Here is a 16,651-nt window from a genome sequence, read left to right as displayed (position 1 = left end):
ACACCGCGCCACTGGTCGCTGTCCTACTCGTTAAGATCCGCTCATGACAGGGGATCTGCGGCTCAGCGTGCTCGGGTCCGTGCTCTCCGTCCCCGCCACCGACGACGACCTGGAGCGTTGGCGCGGTCAATGGTCACGATGCCTGGCCGCTCCCGGCTCGGCCGCGGACGACGAGGTGCGCCCCGGCAACCAGGACGATCCCGACCGACGCGACTACTCGCTGGCCAGCGCGCTGACCCTGGCCGGCATCCGGCAGGCGGCCGGATCCCGACTGATGTTGCACGCGTGCGGCGTGGCCGACCGGGTCACCGGCGACGTCGCGGTGCTGGTCGCCGCGTCCGGGACCGGCAAGACAACCGCCGCGCACCGGTTGTGCTCGGCCGGGTTCGGTTACGTCACGGACGAGACCGTCTCGATCGGCGACCGCCTCGACATACTCCCCTATCCCAAACCGCTGTCGGTGGTGATCGCCACCGACGATCCGGGACACAAGTCGCAACACGGCCCGGACGAGCTCGACTTGCCCATCTGCCCGCCCGACCCGCACGCGACCCGCTTCGTGCTGCTGGACCGGGCCGACGACGCCGCCACGGTGACGCTCGAGCCGGTCCCACTGCTGGACGGCCTGCTCGACCTCATCCCACACACCTCCGCTCTGCCGGCGATGCGGGACCCGCTGTGGACCCTGGCGCGGGCTGCCTGCGACACCGGCGGGGTATGGCGGCTTCGCTACCGCGACATCGAGCAGGCGGCGCAACTGTTGCGGGACGCCCTGCGGCAGCGCCCGACCGAGCCCGCCGAGCTGGTGCACCTGGCACCGCCCGACGCCGACGCGTTGCCGGACCGCTACTTCCGCCTGCCGCCGCCGGTGTCGGAGGACCGCCGGCGGGACGGGTCACAGCCGGAGCCGCAGACCCTCGTCCGGCGGGCCTCCTACACCGACGCGGTCGGCATCGACGGTGAGGTGTTGCTGCTGGTCGGCTCCTCGCCCGCCCGGCTCAGCGGCCTCGGCGCGACCATCTGGTCGCATAGCGCGAAGGAAGCGTCACTGGAGGAGTTGACGCAGGTCTGCGTCAACCAGCACGGCGACCACCCGGACTCGACCGAGTTGGTCAGTGCGGCGGTCCAGGCGATGCGCGACCACGGCATCCTCGAGACCGTGGTCCCGCAAGTCAGTCACCCAGCCGCGGGATGAGTTCGTCGAGCAGACCGGCGATCTCGAGCGCCACCTCGTGCGCCACCTCCGGGCTGCGACGGTAGGGGTCGCGGATGTTGTCCTCGTCGCGGGCCCGGTGCCGGAACGCGCCGATCTGCCCCAACAACTCCGACCCCTTGACCTGCGCCGGGTAGTCCCGTGCGATCCGGGCCAGTTGTCCGAGGGTGAAGGTGCGGCGTACCAACGCCGGGAAGTCGTCGAGCACGACCGACCGGTGGAACGTCTCCATCGCCACGATCAGGTCCGCGTCATTGATCACGTCACGGGTGAGGGACCGCGCGCGGAAGCCCTCCGGGTCGCCGCCGAGGTCGACCAATTCCTTGGCCATCTGGCGATCCATCGACGATCCGACCAGGGCACCGGCGCCGGCACTGGCGAAGTTCCAGCCCTGCAGGTCCGCGCTGTCGGCAAGACGGCGTGCGTAACGCTCGGCGAACGGCGACCGGCAGATGTTTCCGGTGCAAACGAACAACACGGTCGGCATTGAGAATCCTTGGCGCGACGGGGCAGGGCGGGGAAATCCTCGCACGGGTCAGACGGGACTGTCGCATGCCATATACTCGGGGCGTTTTGTGACGTTGTTTGGGGGCGGCGCTGCCTCCATCCGCGCCAGGGTTCGGTTGTCCGCTCCGTGATCCTGGACCTCTGACCGGTCATGGAGACGCACGTTGACGCTCGAAGATCTCTGGAAGCTCACCCGCAGGTACTGGATCCTGTTGCTCGCCTGCGCGTGCGTCGGACTGGCGCTGGCCGCGGCCTACACCTGGACCCGCACCAAGGAGTACACCGCCACCTCGCAGGCGCTGGTCGCGGCCCCGAACTCCTCCGGTAACAGCTCCAGCGGTGCGGCCTACAGCAGCGGTCTGGTCGCGCAGCAGCGCGCCGCGACCTGGGCCGACCTGGCCACCAGCCAGCAGGTCACCTCGCAGGTCATCAGCAAGGAAAAGCTGAAGATGACCAACAGCGAGCTCGCCGCGAAGATCAGCGCGACGGTGCCGCAGGACAAGCCGATCATCACGATCAACGCAACGGCCACCAACGCCTCGCAGGCCAAGGCGATCGCCAACTCGGTGGTCGACGTCCTCACCACCTACGTCCAAAAGACCGACCCCAACACCGGCGTCGCGATCAAGAACACCTCGAGTGCCGCGCTGCCGCAGTCCCCGTCATACCCCAAGCCGGCCCGCATCCTGCCGATCGGCCTGCTCGCGGGCCTCGTGGTCGGCTACCTGCTGGCGCTCATCCAGCACCGGCGTGACACCCGCATCCGGTCCACCGACGACGTCGAGGAAAACCTCGGCGCGAGCGTGCTCGGTGTCATCCCGGGCAACCGCACCCTGGCCGCCGCGGACCGTTCGCTCGGTGACGAGAAGGACTTCCAGACCCGGGAGGCGCTGCGTCAGCTGCGCACCAACCTGCGGTTCGTCGACGTCGACCACGACCCGCGCAGCATCGTGATCACCAGCGCGCGGATGGGTGAAGGTAAGTCGACGGTTGCATCGTCCCTGGCGTGGGTGCTGGCCGACTCCGGCGACCAGGTCGTGCTGATCGACGCCGACCTGCGCCGGCCGACCGTGGCGGGCATCTACGACCTGGACTCCTCGGTCGGTCTCACCCAGGTGCTGGCCGGTACCGCCACCCTGAGCGACGCCCTGCAGCCGACCGCCAAGGCCGGCCTCTACGTGCTGACCGCCGGCCAGATCCCGCCGAACCCCAGCGAGTTGCTCGGCTCGCAGCGCATGCACCAGCTGATCGAGAAGCTCACCGAGACCCACCGCGTGATCCTGGACGCGCCGCCGCTGCTGCCGGTGACCGACGCCGCGCTGCTGTCGGCAAGCGCCGACGGTGCCGTGGTCGTGGTCGCCGCGTCCGACACCCGCGCGGAGCACCTGCAGCGCGCCGCGCACAATCTGAACGCCGTCGGCGGCCGAGTGCTCGGCGGCGTGCTCAACCGGGTCAACACCAAGCGCATCAACCGGATCATGTATGGCGACTCGCAGTACGGCTACGGCGCCTACGGCACGTACGCGGGCGAGAAGTACTACGGGGAGTCGCCGTCGAAGGACACCTCCGCAACGACCGGAGACCAGACCGTCGAGTCGGCGGCCGAACCGGTCACCGGCGGCAAGCTCAACGGGAAGGCGAGCGAACGCCCGCGCGCCTCGCGTCGGCGCGAACGCGCCCGCTGAGACCGGACCGACCGTCTGCGAGCAGAACCCGCCGCCCATCGGGCGGCGGGTTCTTGGCTAACTGCCGAGGCCTACGCGGATTTCTTGGCCGCGCCCTTCTTGGCAGCGCTCTTCTTCGCCGGTTTCTTCGCGGCGGTCTTCTTGGCCGCGCTCTTGGTGGCGGCGGCCTTCTTCGCCGGTTTCTTGGCGGCAGGTTTCTTGGTCGCGCTCTTGGTGGCGGCCTTCTTCGACGCAGGCCCGTCGGTGGCCTTCTCCGGCGCGGCGGCGCCGGCCGGCTGGTCGGTGGGCTCGCCACGGGCCGCCTTGGCCCGGGCAACGCTCTGCTGCAGCGCGGCGAGCAGATCCAGCACCTCGCCGCCCTCGTCCTCCGGCTCCTCCGGCGTGGTGACCTCGCCGCCCTCGAGCTTGGCCTTCACCACCGCCTTGACCGCTTCCTCGTAGTCGTCGGTGTACTCGGACGGGTCGTAGTCGCCGGACAACGACTCCACCAGCATGTGCGCCATCGCGAGCTCGGCCGGTTTCGCGTCGTCGCCGGCGGCGTCGTCCAGCACCCCGAACTCGGCGGCGCGCACCTCGTCCGGCCAGAGCAGCGTCTGCAACACGATCACCTCGCCGCGCACCCGGAGCACCGCAACGGTGGTGCGGGTGCGCAGCGCGACGGTCACCAGCGCGACCCGGTCGGTGGATTCCAGCGCCTCGCGCAACAGCATGTACGGCTTGACCGCGCCCTTGTCGGGCTCCAGGTAGTAGCACTTGTCGAGGTAGAGCGGGTCGATCTGGTCGCTCGGCACGAACTTGTCGACCGCGATCTCCTTGCTGGTGCTGATCGGCAGGTCAGCGAGATCCTCGTCGCTGAGCACGACCATCTGCCCGTCGTCGGTCTCGAAGCCCTTGGCGATGTCGTCATACGACACCTGCTCGCCGTCGATCGAGCAGACCCGCTGATACTTGATCCGGCCACCGTCCTCCCGGTGCACCTGGCGGAACTGCACGTCGTGGTTCTCGGTCGCCGAATAGAGCCGGACCGGGACATTCACCAGCCCGAACGACACGGCACCCTTCCAGATTGCGCGCACCAGGCAAGATTGCCTCATGAAGTTGGATCTGCAAAGGAGCAGGTGACCGGTGCGACCGATGCTCGCGACCGCGGCCGACGCGGTGCCGGCCGGCGACGCCTGGATCCACGAGGTGAAGTGGGACGGCATGCGGCTGCTCGTGCAGGTGCGGGGCGACGTCCTGCGGTTGTTCTCCCGCACCGAGCGTGAGGTGACGGTCGCCTTTCCCGAGTTGGCCAGGCCCGCTGCGGGATTGACCGGGTATGACGATCTGCTCCTCGACGCCGAGGTCGTCGTGTTGCGCGACGGGCGGCCGTCGTTCGCCGCGCTCGCCGAACGCTTCAACGTCGCCGACGCTGCGACGGCGGCTCGCCTCGCCGGCCAGTCACCGGTCACCCTCATGATGTTCGACGTGCTGCAGGCGATGAACACCCCGACGATCGGCCTGCCATTGCGGCAACGCCGTCAACTGCTCGAGGGGCTGGACCTGAACTCGCGCTACGTGCAGACTCCCCCGGTCTTCGAGGACGGCACCCAACTGCTCGCGGCGACCGCCGACCAGGGCATCGAAGGAGTGGTGTCCAAGCGGCTGGCATCGCCATACCAGCCGGGCAGGCGAAGCCTCGACTGGCGCAAAACCGTTCACCGCAAAGCAGATTCGTTCGTGATCGCCGGCTGGTTGCCGGAGCGGGAGAACGACCGGCGACTCGGGGCGGTGCTGCTGGCGACACCGACCCCCGACGGTCCGCTGCTCTACCGGGGGCGCGTCGGGTCGGGCCTCGCCGGTACGACCGGTGAGTCACTACGGGCCAGTCTGGAGGCGCTCGCGGTGGCGAATTCGCCGTTCGCAGAGGGACTTCCGCCCGACGTACCCGGTGGCGTGCAGTGGGTGCGGCCCGAGTTGGTGACCGACGTGGAGTTCCTGGGAGTTACCGAGGGAGGGCAGCTTCGCCAGCCGACCTGGCGCGGCATACGCCACGACCTGACCGTGGCCGATCTGGTGCGCACCGAGGTGACCGATGGCTGAGTCCGAACAGATCACCGTCGAGGTCTCCGGCCGCCGGCTGAAGCTGAGCAACCTGTCCAAGGTGCTCTACCCGGCGACCGAGACCACCAAGGGCGAGGTGCTGCACTACTACAGCCAGGTCGCCGGCCCCCTGCTCGCGGTGCTCGCCGGGCGGCCGGTGACCCGCATCCGTTGGCCGCACGGCGTGGCCGACCTGTCGTTCTTCGAGAAGAATCTGCCGCCCGGCGCGCCATCCTGGCTGGACCGGGTGACGCTGCCATCGAGCGGCTCCCGCGGCGGCGGTGACAGCGTCACTTACCCACTGGTCGAAGACCTGGCCGCCCTGACCTACCTGGCCAACCTCGCAGCCCTGGAGTTCCACGTGCCGCAGTGGCGGCTCGAGGACGGCCTACCGGGGTTGCCCGATCGGCTGGTGATCGACCTCGACCCGGGCGCGCCGGCCGGCCTGGACGAGTGCGCACGGCTCGCGCTGCTCGTGCGCGACCGGATGCAGGAGGCCGGTATGACGGGGTGTGCGCCGGTCACTTCGGGCAGCAAAGGAATGCAGGTCTACGCCGCGCTGGACGGCGGCCGCACCAGTGAAGAAGTCCGGGAATGGGCCCAGCAACTCGCCCAGCAATTGACCCGGGAACATCCGGACTTGGTGGTCTGGAAGATGACCAAATCGATGCGGCCAGGGAAGGTCTTGCTCGATTGGTCGCAGAACACCGCGGCCAAGACGACGATTGCGCCGTATTCGCTGCGCGGCCGGGAGCGACCGTTGGTCGCTGCCCCACGCACCTGGGACGAAATCGAACGAGGCGCACAGGAGGCCGGGTGGCTGCGACAACTGACTTTCGAGGAAGTGCTCGAACGGCTTGCCAGCGATGGTGACCTATTCGCCGCCCAACTGGTCTTTTGAGCACGATTGCAGCGGGCCGGGACGCCGAACGGGCGTTCTCCGATCTGCTCGGAGAACGCCCGTTCGGCGTTATTCATGACAGGTTTCAGCCATTCGCCTTCGCGTAAGCCGCCTGCAGCTCGGCGGAGACACGACCCCGGTCGCTGACCTTGAACCCGTTGTCGCGGCCCCATTCACGGACCTTGTTCAGGTCACTGCGGCCGGTGGTGGACTTGGCGGCGCCTGCGCGGGCGCGGCCCTTCACCTGCCGGCCGTGGCCGGTCCATTTCGCCAGGTCGTCGCGCAGCCGAGCGGCGTTTGCGGCGGAAAGGTCGATCTCGTAAGACTTCCCATCGAGGCCGAAAAGAACGGTCTCGGAAGCCTCCGAGCCATCGATGTCGTCCTCGAGAAGGATCTGGACGCGCTGTGCCATTAGCTCTCCTTCAAGCAGGCGTGCGGAATATCTTTACGCCGAAAAGCTAACACAAGTCGCGTGGGTTGCCGCGCAACGGTTAATCCATTTTGGCGGCGCGTCGAGTCCTGGCGAGCGTCAGGTTGCCAGGAAATGCTCAGCTTCAGGAATGCGAGCTGCCTTGCTGTTTCTTACGGGCGAGCTCTTCCTGCTCCTGCTCCCACTGGGCGTGCGCAATTCGCTCGCGCCGGTCGCCCTCCATCATGTGCTTGAGAATCACGTAGAGCAGATAGAGCAGCCCGATGGACGGCAGAAGAGTCTGGATGTAGGGCCACACGGCATACATGGTAAGCCTGCGCCCCGGGCTCCCCTACCGCGCACCGGGCCAGCGACCGTCACCGGGAAGGTGCGCACCTCGGGCCTTAGAACAGCGCGGGTTCGGCGCGTTCCAGTCCGAGTAACCATTGCTTGCGTTCGATGCCGCCGCCGTAGCCGGTCATGCTGCCGCCCGCGCCGATCACCCGGTGGCACGGGACGACGATCGAGATCGGGTTGCGGCCATTGGCCAGCCCCACCGCACGGCTCGAGGTCGGGCGGCCGATGTGCGCGGCGAGTTGCCCGTAACTCCACGTCTCGCCGTAGGGAATTTCACGCAGCGCCTGCCAGACGACTTGTTGGAACTGCGTGCCGTGCGCGCGCAGCGGCAGGTCGAATGCCTTGCGGTCGCCGGCGAAGTATTCGTCCAGTTGGCGGCGGACTTCGTCGAGCAATGCGTCGGACTCGACCAGCGCTCCGAAATTGTCGACGTCCGGCTGGTGCCGGTGACTGGCCATGTAGACCCCGACGAGGCTGTCGTCCTCGGCGACCAGCGTGAGCGGGCCGATCGGGGTGGGCTCGGTGATGAGGTGGCGGGTGTTCATGATGCGCTCCTGATGGTCGTGGTGGTCTGCTCGCCGGCGACGGCCGGGTCGCCGGGAAAGCGGTTGATCTCGTGGTCACCGGTCGCCCAGAGATGTTGCACGGCATAGGCTCGCCAGGGCCGCCATGCCGTCGACGCGTCGATGGCCGCCGATCCGGTGTCGGGCAGACCCACGGCAGCCATCCCCTGGCGCAGCCCGAGGTCGCTTGCCGGGAAGGCGTCCGGATCGCCGAGCGCCCGCATCGCAACGCCCTCGACGGTCCAGGCACCGATGCCGGGCAACGCGGCGAGCTGCTCGCGCGCGCGGTCCCAGTCGGCTCCGGGCGAGAGGTCGATGTCGCCCGCGGCGAGTGCGCTCGCCAGGCCGCGCAGGGTCAGCCGGCGCCGCTCCGGCATGGCGAGAGTGTCGTCAGTGGCGACGGCGAGGGCGTCCGGTCGCGGGAAGACGTGGGTGAGTCCGCCGCCCGGATCGTCCACCGGTTGCCCGTATGCCGTGGCGAGCCGCGCCGCGTGCGTGCGCGCTGCCTTGGTCGAAATCTGTTGTCCCAGAACCAGTCTCGCCGCAAGCTCTGGACCGTCGACTGTGCGGGGCACCCGTCGCCCGGGCGCCGCGCCGACCAGTGGACGCAGTCGGGGATCGCTGCCGAGATGCGCGTCGATCGCAGCGGGGTCGGCGTCGAGGTCGAGCAACCAGCGGCAGCGGCTGATCGCGACGGTCAGGTCGCGCAGGTCACTCAGCCAGAGCGCCGCACGGATGTGGTCGCGGGCGGGCTGCAGTGCTGCGATCGCCGGGCCGTGCGGTAAGTCGAGAGTGCGCCGGTATGCGCCGTCACGCCATTCCTCGACACCCGGCACGGCAGTGGCCGCGAGATGACCGAAGAGGTTGTCGGGGCAAAGCGGGGTGCGGTGCGGCAGGCGCACAGTGAGGAAGTGCCACGCCTCCGGAGTCTCACGCGCACCGACGGCGCCGGCAGAGGTGCGTGCCCGCAACTCGCGCGGGCTCAACGCGAACACCTCGCGCACCGTGTCGTTGAACGACCGGATGCTGCCGAAGCCAGCAGCGTGCGCAACCTCGGTCAGTGGGAGTGCGGTCGTCTCGATGAGCACCCGGGCGGTCTGCGCGCGCTGGGCGCGAGCCAGCGCGAGCGGGGAAGCGCCGAGTTCGGCCCGCACCTGGCGCTCGATCTGACGAACGCTGTAGCCGAGCCGCCTCGACAGGCCGGGCACCCCCTCCCGGTCGATGACCCCGTCGGCGATCAGCCGCATCGCACGGGCGACCAGGTCCGCTCGGACGTTCCACTCCGGGGAGCCGGGGCTGGTGTCCGGGCGGCATCGCTTGCAGGCGCGGAAACCCTGCGCCTGGGCCGCGGCGGCGCTCGGGTAGAAGGTGATGTTGCGCGCCTTCGGCGGCGTCGCTGGGCAACTGGGCCGGCAGTAGATGCCAGTGGTCCGCACGCCCGTCACGAACCAGCCGTCGAACCGCGCATCGCGTGACCGGACCGCGGTCAGACAGGTCTCTCGATCGGTGAGCATGCGTCCAGTCTGCGCCCGCGCACCGACAATGACTAGCAGAAATACGACATGGCGATTTTCTGCCAGTCAGGCGGGTTCGGGGCCGATCTGCAGCGGCAGGTTGTCGATCAGCCGGGTCGTGCCGACCTTGGCCGCGACGGCGAGCAGGGCGGGTCCGCGGTACCACTCGGGCACCTCTTCGAGAGTGTCCGGGTGCACCAGCACCAGGTAGTCGACGAGCGCCAACGGCTCGCGGACCAGAACATCTCGGGCCGCTCGACGCACGGCCGCCGGACCATGTAGGGACATCGCCTCACCCGCGTGCAGCGCACGCGAAAGGCTCTGTGCCACTTCGCGATCGGCGTCACTGAGGTAGGTATTGCGCGAGCTCAACGCCAGGCCGTCAGCCTCTCGGACCGTCGGCACCGCGACGATGTCGACCGGGAAGTCGAGGTCTTTCGTCATACGCCGGATCAGGAGGAGCTGCTGGGCATCCTTCTGCCCGAAGAGCGCACTGTCCGGTCGCATCAGGTGCAGCAGTTTGGCGACGACAGTGAGCACACCGTCGAAGTGGCCCGGGCGGGATGCGCCTTCGAGGACATCGCCGAGTTTGCCGGCGGAAATTCGCACACCCGGCTCCCCGTCTGGATAGACGACGTCCGGGGTGGGCGCGAAAATCAACGAAACGCCTTCGCGCGCACAGATTTTCACGTCATCGTCGAGTGTCCGCGGATAGCGCGAGAGGTCTTCGCCGTGGGCGAATTGCAACGGGTTGAGGAAGATGGTCACCGCGACATGATCGGCGTGTTTCTTGGCCTGACGGATCAGCTCGGCGTGACCCTCGTGCAGCGCACCCATGGTCATCACGACGGCGACCGTGCCGCCCAACTGGTCCCGGGCGGGTCGCAGATCTTCGCGGGTGTGCACGAGCACCGGTTGTGCGGTCACGATGGGCGTTCCTCTTCCGTGGGGTCGAGCAGGCTGAGCAATGGATCGAGAGTTTCGGCCGGCAGGGCATGGCGATCGCCGGCGCGCAGTGTGGTCGCGGTCGCCATTGCACGGTAGGCGAGCCGGACGTCGCGCGGTTGACCTTCGATGGCGTCCAGATGGGCCGCCACAGTGCCGACATCGCCGCGCACGATCGGGCCGGTGAGGGCCTTGTCGCCGCGCTCGAGCGTGTTGTCCAGCGCCGCTTCCAGCAGCGGCCGCAGCAACCGAGACGGGTCCTCGACGCCCACCTGCCGCAGCAGTTGCTGCGCCTGCGACACCAGGGTCGTGAGGTGATTCGCACCGTGCGACAACGCTGCGTGGTAGAGCGGCCGGTCGGAGTCGGCGAGCCGGAACGGGTCGCCACCGAGGTCGAGGGCGAGCGCGTCGGCGACCAGGTCGGAGCCCATCGACGCGGTGACCGCGATCGGAGTGCCGACGATGCGAGGCAGGTCGCGCTCGGTCCCGGTGAACGTCATCACCGGGTGCAGCACGACAGCGTCTCCCCCGGCGTCGACGACCGGTTGCAGTGGCTCGAGACCGTGAAAACCACTGGTGTGTATGACGAGTCGGCCACCCTCCCAGGCGCCCCTCGCGTCGAGGCCGGTGACGAGCGGTCCGATGGCGTCGTCGGGCACCGCAAGCAGGATGACGTCTGCCGCGGCCACAACCTCCGGCACGTCGCGCACGGGAACACCGGGCAACAGCGTCTCCGCACGCTCCCGAGAGGCGTCACTGACCGCACTGACCGCGACGACCTCGTGCCCGGCCGCCCGCAGCGCGGCACCGAGCACGGCACCGACCCGGCCGGCACCCACCACCCCGACGCGCAGGGTCGGGCGTGTGAGATCGCTCATCGGCACATCGCTGCCGGGACCTGACAAATCACCCGCACGACGGTAGTGCCCAGGCGCCAACGGCGCCCTGGCACCCCGCTCGCACCGTCATACGACAAGAAGTGGGTCAGTCGCGATCGAAACGGTGCAGCAGGTCGAGGAAGTCGGCGATCGCCCGGTCGAACAGCTCGCGGGCGGCGGGCACCGAACCCATGAGGTCGATCACCCCGTGCGCGAGGCTTGGGTCGTCGCGGTGAACGACCGCGACGCCCGCACCCGACAGGCGGCGCACGTAGTCGAAGTCCTCATCCTGCAACGGGTCGTGCCCGACGCTGACAATGACCGCAGGAGCGACGTCGGGCAGGTCGGGCGCGAGAATCGGTGATGCGAGGGGGTCCTCGACGTTGCCGCCTTTGCCGAGGTAGAGCGCCGAAGACAGTGCGAGCGCCGGCAGGTTGAAGAACGGTTGCTCGTCGTGTCGCGTGCGCGAGGGGTAGGGACCGACGTCGGTGCGGGCGTCCATCACGGGGTAGGCGAGCAACTGTGCAGTCAGAGGTCCGCCGCGCCATTGCGGTTGTTGGGCCACCACCGCCGCCAGGTTGCCGCCGGCACTGTCACCGGCGACGCCCACCGCGCGGCGGTCGGCACCCAACTCGCCGATGTGGTCGAAGATCCAGTTCATCGCGTCGAGGCAGTCGTCGACCGCTGCTGGAAAGGGGTGCTCCGGGGCACGCCGGTAGTCGACAGCCACCACAACCGTGCCGGCCGCCGCGAGTTCGCGAGCCGCAGGGTCGGTGGTGTCCAGGTTGCCGCTCACCCATCCGCCGCCATGGATCCACAGCACTGTCGGCAACCGCGTTGCATCTCCGGTCGCCGGTCGATAGATCCGGATCGGGATGCTCACGCCGTCGCGACTGGACAACTCCCGGTCCTCGCGGTCGGCCGCCTGCCGGGTGCGCTCGGGGGTGAACTCCTCAACCTCCTGGCGATAGTTGCCGCGCACCTCCTCGACCGTCGGGGTGGCCGCGTCTGCCCCGGGGGATGGCCGTGCGTCGACGATCCGCTGCAGCGCCGGGTCCATCGGGACACGCACACCCATCACCTCCGGTCGGGTCGCCAGCCCTACGCTGAACGGCGTGTGTTGGCGGCCGTGGAGCGAGGCGTGGCAGGACAGCCTGTATGGCGATGCCGGACTCTATCGCCAACCGGCCGGTCCGGCAGGGCATTTCGCGACATCGGCGCAGGGCATCCCGGGCGGAGGAGCACTCCTCGCGGCCGCGGTCGACTCGCTCGCCGATGCGCACGGCTGCCGGGCGGTCGTCGACTTCGCAGCCGGCCGCGGAGAGTTGCTCACCGAACTGGCCCACCGAGGGACGGCACGCACGCTCATCGGCGTTGACGTGGTCGACCGTCCCGCTGATCTGCCCGCGTCGATCGACTGGCTGCGTTCCCCCGGCGGCGCCACGTTGCCGAGTGCACTCGCCGGATTGTCAAAAACGCTCGTCATCGCCCACGAATGGCTCGACGTCGTGCCCTGCGAGATCGCCGAGTTCGACGGTGTCCGATGGCGCCGGGTCGAGGTCGACGATAACGGCACGGAACGACTCGGCAACGCACTCGACCCCGCGAATACCGAATGGCTGCAACGTCATTGGCCGGCACCGAGTGCTGCCGGGGAGCGCGCCGAAGTCGGCCGCACCCGCGACCTGGCCGTCGCCGACCTGCGCAGCCGGATGGCGAGCGGCCTGCTGATCCTCGTCGACTACGGGCACCTGCACGACGATCGACCACGGCACGGCAGCCTTACCGGCTTCCGTGACGGCCGGCAGCAAGCGCCACGACCGGACGGCTCGACGGACGTGACCGCGCATGTCGCGATGGACAGCCTTGGCGCGGATCGCCTTGTCTGCCAACGAGATCTGTTCGCGGAGCTCGATCTTGAACCGCCACGCCCGGCGATCACCCTGGCGAGCAGCGATCCCCCGGCATACCTGCGGCAGCTCGCCCAGCGATCGGCCTACGGTCAGTTGACCGCACGCGGTGGTCTCGGCGACTTCTGGTGGGCGCTGACGACGATCAGCTAGCCGGACGGAAGGTGGCGATGATCTTGTCGAGGTCGGCCGCGGGCAACTCCTTGCTCACCCCGAGCAGGCGCAGCGTCACCAACTGCGCGGACTCACCGGCAGTCGAATAGGTCACCGTGCGGATCTCGTACTTCTTGCCCTTGCCGCAGTCGTTGGGGTCACCGATCTCGGTGGTGATCGTGTATTCCAGCGCGGGCAGCGTCCCCTGGTTGACCTTGATCTGCTTGCCTGCGGAGATTTTGCCCTGGGGTGCCTTGCTGCCGTCCTTTTTCATCGCGATCAGATCGGCGAATTTCTGTGCGATCTCGGGACCGGCATCGGACGGGTCCCGCTTGCCGACGTTGCGCAGGCCGACCCATGCCGACTCCTGGTCCTTCTTTGCCGAGCAGAAGCCGACGCCATACATGGCGGGGGCGGCGGCGGTGATCATGTCCTTGTAGTCCTTCGGGTTGGCGAACCCAAAGACGTACGACGCCTCTTTGAGCTTCCAGTCCTGCGTCGGCACGTCGAACTGCCCGTTGGCGTAGGTGCTGGCGGTCTGCGACTGCCAGCCCGGCTGCAGTGCACGGCCGCCGGCCGCCTTGGTCGGGTTGGTCCAGGTCGTCGCGGTGACCGGTGCGTTGTCGACCGAGGCGGATTTGGAAGCTGCCGCCGTGTCCGAACCGCCACCACGGGTGAAGGCGAAGATCGCCACACCCGCGACGATGACCGCGAGCACGGTGGCCAGGCCGATGAGCAGCTTGCCGCGACCACCGGGCTTCTGCGGCTGCGGGGTGGTGACCCCCTCGCCCGAGCTCTGGGAGTAGCGGTTGTAGTACGAATCCTGCGGGTTGGACATCGTCGGGCCGGTGTTGGGGCCGGTCGGCTGATCACCCGACAGGCCGAATCCGCCCTGTTCGTCACTCATCTAACAATCCCCTCGGATTTCCTGCGGCTTGCGATCACCCGGCCTTGGATCAATTCTGCGGCCGGAAGGTTCCGATGATCTTGTCGACGTCGGCTGCGGACAACTCCTTCGGACCGCCCAACCGCCTGATCAGCACGAGCTGACCGGACTCGCCGCCGGTCGAGTAGCTGACGCTGTTCACCTCGAACTTGGTCCCGGCCTTGTCACACTTGGACGGGTCGCCGCCCTCGGTGGTGATGGTGTAGTGCAACGCCGCCAGTGCGCCCTGGTTGATCTTGATCTGCTCACCCGCTGAGACCTTGCCCATCGGCGCCTTCGAGCCGTCCTTCTTCTGCGCGATCGCGTCGGCGAACCGTTGCGCCACATCGGGACCGGCGTCGGACGGGTCGCGCTTGCCGATTTTGACCAGGCCCGTCCAGGCGGTGAACTCACTCTTGTCCGCTGCGCAGTAGCCGTCGCCGTACGTCGCCGGTGCGAGCGCGGTGATGACCGGCTTGCCGTTGTAATCGGCATAGCCACGCCGGTCCCCCGACTCCCCGAGCTTCCAGCCGGCGACCGGCACGTCGTACTGGCCGTTGACGAACGAACTGCCGTTGATCGACTGCCAGCCCGGCTGCAGTGCCCGCCCGCCGGCAGCCTTGGTCGGGTTGGTCCAGGTGGTTGCGGTCACCGGTGCGCGATCCGGTGTCTGACCGCCCGAGGACGCCGCGTCGGTGGACGTGGAGTCACCGCCGCGGGTCAGGGCGAAGACCGCACCACCCGCGACGATCACGGCAAGCGCGACGGCGAGCGCGATCAGCGTCTTGCCCCGACCGCTCGGCCCGTCGGGCCTCGGCAACTGAATGCCCTCGCCGGACCGCTCGGAGTAGCGGTCGTAATAGGACTCCTGCGGATTGGACATCGTCGGGCCGGTGTTCGGCCCGGTCGGCTGCCCACCGGTGTTCCACGGCTGCGCGCCAGGCCCGTCCGGATAGCGCGGTCCGCCGCCGTCCCCTTGGTTGCTCACGGGCAGCAGGCTACCCGGGGATCAGCGCCCCGCCTGGCGGGCGCGGTATGCCGCAACATTCGCGCGATTGCCGCACCCCGCGTCGCAATAGCGGCGGGAGCGGTTCTTGGACAGGTCGACCAATACGTTGTCGCAGTCGTCCGCCGCGCAGGTGCGCAACCGGCTGAGCTCGCCGGCGCGCACCAGGTCGACCATCGCCATCGCGGCGTCGAGCACCCACCGCGAGGCCAGCGGCGCCTCGACCGGGGTCGCGTGCAGATGCCAGTCCCATTCGTCATGGCGGACCAGCTGCGGCAAGGCGGACTCGGTGCGCAGCATGGCGTTGACCCGGTCGACGGTCTCGGCCTCGTCGCCGGCCCACAACCCGCGCAGCGTCGGCCGGATCTTGCGCACGGCGGCGCGCTCAGCGTCGTCGAACCGCACCGGACCGGACCACTGCCAGCGCGTCACGAAGGCGCGGAAGGACTCCTCGTCGTCCAGGGGGTCCGGCTCCTGCGTGACGGTGTTGACCAGGGCCGCCGCGGCAGCCAACGACAACTCCGTGTCATAACCAAAAAGCACATTGACTCCTGTCGGACGCCGCTTCTAGGATGGCGACGTCGTCATACGTCATGATGCATTTTACTCATTACATCCCGGGAGGTGTGCATGTCGACGGTCGTGTCCGATGCCGAGGTCTTCGCGGTCGACGAGCGCCCGACCGGCACGTTCGGGCCCGGCACCGTCGGCGTCGCGCTCGCCTCTGCGGCGGCGTTCGGCAGCTCCGGTAGCTGCGCGAAGGCACTGATCGACGCGGGCTGGTCTCCGGGTGCGGCGGTGACCGCCCGCATCGCGATCGCGGCATTGGTGTTGACCATCCCGACCATCATCGCGCTGCGCGGCCGCTGGCGGCTGCTCCGCACGCGAGCCCTGCCGATTTGTCTCTACGGACTGACCGGCGTGGCGGGCTGCCAACTGGCCTATTTCTATGCGGTGGAACGTCTTTCGGTCGGCGTGGCACTGATGCTGGAATACCTCTCGCCGGTGTTGCTGGTGCTCGGTGCGTGGCTGTGGACCCGGCGGCGGCCGGCCGCTGCGACCCTCGCGGGCACGGTCGTCTGCCTCGGCGGACTCGCGCTTGTGCTCGATGTTTTCGGCGACGCCCGCCTCTCCACCGTCGGCGTCCTCTGGGGACTCGGCGCCGCCGTCTGCTCCGCCTGCTACTTCGTGATCGCGGGACGAGCCGATGACGAGTTGCCCCCGATGGCCCTCGCGGGCAGCGGTATGGCGGTGGGCGCGCTCGCGCTGGGCGCCCTCGGAGCTGCCGGACTGCTGCCGATGCACGCGACGACCGGCGCGACACAGTTCGCCGGGCGGCAGCTGCCCTTCTGGGTGCCGCTGATCGCGCTCGGCGTCATCGCCACCGCGCTGGCCTACTTCTCCGGGGTGATCGCGGCCCGGCGTCTCGGCCGCACCATCGCATCCTTCATCGCGCTGTCCGAAGTGCTCTTCTCGGTGGTCTTCGCCTGGCTGTTGCTCGGCCAGCTACCGCTGCCGATCCAGTTGGCCGGCGGTGTGCTGATCGTGGGTGGCGTGGCGCTGGTGCGACTCGGCGAGTTGCGCGGCATCTGACCGCTCCACT

The 16,651-nt window shown here is 68.8% G+C and carries 18 protein-coding genes; 6 read left to right on the top strand and 12 right to left on the bottom strand.

Annotated elements, in window-relative coordinates:
- Window positions 1–43 precede the first annotated feature (43 nt).
- Window positions 44–1,195, top strand: coding sequence for a hypothetical protein (locus N2M23_RS03600; RefSeq protein ID WP_265443348.1), 1,152 nt, complete (start codon window positions 44–46; stop codon window positions 1,193–1,195).
- Here N2M23_RS03600 and N2M23_RS03595 read toward each other — a convergent pair.
- On the bottom strand, window positions 1,173–1,700 hold the full coding sequence (locus N2M23_RS03595) for an arsenate reductase/protein-tyrosine-phosphatase family protein (RefSeq protein WP_265443346.1): 528 nt from the start codon (window positions 1,698–1,700) through the stop codon (window positions 1,173–1,175). The two genes, N2M23_RS03600 and N2M23_RS03595, sit on opposite strands and share 23 nt — an antisense overlap.
- 184 nt (window positions 1,701–1,884) lie before the next feature.
- Between N2M23_RS03595 and N2M23_RS03590 the strand changes: the two genes are divergently transcribed.
- Complete coding sequence (locus N2M23_RS03590) at window positions 1,885–3,405, top strand: tyrosine-protein kinase domain-containing protein (RefSeq protein WP_265443344.1); 1,521 nt, start codon at window positions 1,885–1,887, stop codon at window positions 3,403–3,405.
- Between the two features lie 71 nt (window positions 3,406–3,476).
- Here the strand turns inward: N2M23_RS03590 and ku are convergent, their stop codons facing one another.
- Window positions 3,477–4,481, bottom strand: coding sequence for a non-homologous end joining protein Ku (ku, locus tag N2M23_RS03585; protein ID WP_265443342.1), 1,005 nt, complete (start codon window positions 4,479–4,481; stop codon window positions 3,477–3,479).
- Window positions 4,482–4,539: 58 nt separating this feature from the next.
- Here ku and ligD (N2M23_RS03580) point away from each other — a divergent pair, with 58 nt between their 5' ends.
- On the top strand, window positions 4,540–5,487 hold the full coding sequence (gene ligD, locus N2M23_RS03580) for a non-homologous end-joining DNA ligase (protein WP_265443886.1): 948 nt from the start codon (window positions 4,540–4,542) through the stop codon (window positions 5,485–5,487).
- On the top strand, window positions 5,480–6,388 hold the full coding sequence (ligD, locus tag N2M23_RS03575; protein ID WP_265443340.1) for a non-homologous end-joining DNA ligase: 909 nt from the start codon (window positions 5,480–5,482) through the stop codon (window positions 6,386–6,388). The genes ligD (N2M23_RS03580) and ligD (N2M23_RS03575) overlap by 8 nt, the downstream gene beginning before the upstream one ends.
- 85 nt (window positions 6,389–6,473) lie before the next feature.
- On the opposite strand, the gene N2M23_RS03570 is transcribed toward ligD (N2M23_RS03575), so the two are convergent.
- The 7 genes from N2M23_RS03570 to N2M23_RS03540 all read right to left on the bottom strand — a co-directional run bounded on the left by N2M23_RS03570 (window position 6,474) and on the right by N2M23_RS03540 (window position 12,126).
- Window positions 6,474–6,800 (bottom strand): histone-like nucleoid-structuring protein Lsr2, encoded by a 327-nt coding sequence (locus N2M23_RS03570; protein WP_265443338.1) that lies wholly within the window; start codon window positions 6,798–6,800, stop codon window positions 6,474–6,476.
- A gap of 142 nt (window positions 6,801–6,942) precedes the next feature.
- Window positions 6,943–7,125, bottom strand: coding sequence for a hypothetical protein (locus tag N2M23_RS03565; protein WP_265443336.1), 183 nt, complete (start codon window positions 7,123–7,125; stop codon window positions 6,943–6,945).
- A 76-nt stretch (window positions 7,126–7,201) separates the two neighbouring features.
- On the bottom strand, window positions 7,202–7,699 hold the full coding sequence (locus N2M23_RS03560; protein WP_265443334.1) for a methylated-DNA--[protein]-cysteine S-methyltransferase: 498 nt from the start codon (window positions 7,697–7,699) through the stop codon (window positions 7,202–7,204).
- Entirely contained in the window at window positions 7,696–9,231 is a 1,536-nt protein-coding gene (locus N2M23_RS03555) for an AlkA N-terminal domain-containing protein (RefSeq protein WP_265443332.1), read from the bottom strand. Before N2M23_RS03555 ends, N2M23_RS03560 begins: the two co-directional genes overlap by 4 nt.
- 66 nt (window positions 9,232–9,297) lie before the next feature.
- Complete coding sequence (gene panC, locus N2M23_RS03550) at window positions 9,298–10,158, bottom strand: pantoate--beta-alanine ligase (RefSeq protein WP_265443330.1); 861 nt, start codon at window positions 10,156–10,158, stop codon at window positions 9,298–9,300.
- The gene (locus N2M23_RS03545) at window positions 10,155–11,054 is read right to left on the bottom strand and encodes a Rossmann-like and DUF2520 domain-containing protein (RefSeq protein WP_265443328.1); all 900 of its coding nucleotides are present in this window, start codon (window positions 11,052–11,054) and stop codon (window positions 10,155–10,157) included. The genes panC and N2M23_RS03545 overlap by 4 nt, the downstream gene beginning before the upstream one ends.
- Before the next feature lie 106 nt (window positions 11,055–11,160).
- Window positions 11,161–12,126, bottom strand: coding sequence for an alpha/beta hydrolase (locus N2M23_RS03540; RefSeq protein ID WP_265443325.1), 966 nt, complete (start codon window positions 12,124–12,126; stop codon window positions 11,161–11,163).
- Window positions 12,127–12,169: 43 nt separating this feature from the next.
- On the opposite strand from N2M23_RS03540, the gene N2M23_RS03535 reads away from it, so the two are divergent.
- The gene (locus N2M23_RS03535) at window positions 12,170–13,117 is read left to right on the top strand and encodes an SAM-dependent methyltransferase (RefSeq protein WP_265443323.1); all 948 of its coding nucleotides are present in this window, start codon (window positions 12,170–12,172) and stop codon (window positions 13,115–13,117) included.
- Here the strand turns inward: N2M23_RS03535 and N2M23_RS03530 are convergent.
- The 3 genes from N2M23_RS03530 to N2M23_RS03520 are packed head-to-tail and all read right to left on the bottom strand — an operon-like array spanning window position 13,110 to window position 15,591.
- Entirely contained in the window at window positions 13,110–14,024 is a 915-nt protein-coding gene (locus N2M23_RS03530; RefSeq protein WP_265443321.1) for a DUF8017 domain-containing protein, read from the bottom strand. The genes N2M23_RS03535 and N2M23_RS03530 overlap by 8 nt on opposite strands.
- Window positions 14,025–14,073: 49 nt before the next feature.
- The gene (locus N2M23_RS03525) at window positions 14,074–15,030 is read right to left on the bottom strand and encodes a DUF8017 domain-containing protein (RefSeq protein WP_265443319.1); all 957 of its coding nucleotides are present in this window, start codon (window positions 15,028–15,030) and stop codon (window positions 14,074–14,076) included.
- Window positions 15,031–15,051: 21 nt separating this feature from the next.
- On the bottom strand, window positions 15,052–15,591 hold the full coding sequence (locus N2M23_RS03520) for a CGNR zinc finger domain-containing protein (RefSeq protein ID WP_265443317.1): 540 nt from the start codon (window positions 15,589–15,591) through the stop codon (window positions 15,052–15,054).
- Between the two features lie 87 nt (window positions 15,592–15,678).
- Here N2M23_RS03520 and N2M23_RS03515 point away from each other — a divergent pair, with 87 nt between their 5' ends.
- Window positions 15,679–16,641 (top strand): EamA family transporter, encoded by a 963-nt coding sequence (locus N2M23_RS03515; RefSeq protein WP_265443315.1) that lies wholly within the window; start codon window positions 15,679–15,681, stop codon window positions 16,639–16,641.
- Window positions 16,642–16,651: the final 10 nt, after the last annotated feature.

The organism is Flexivirga meconopsidis (assembly GCF_026162425.1).
GTDB lineage: Bacteria > Actinomycetota > Actinomycetes > Actinomycetales > Dermatophilaceae > Flexivirga > Flexivirga meconopsidis.
This window is presented reverse-complemented; position numbering and strand designations above follow the sequence as displayed.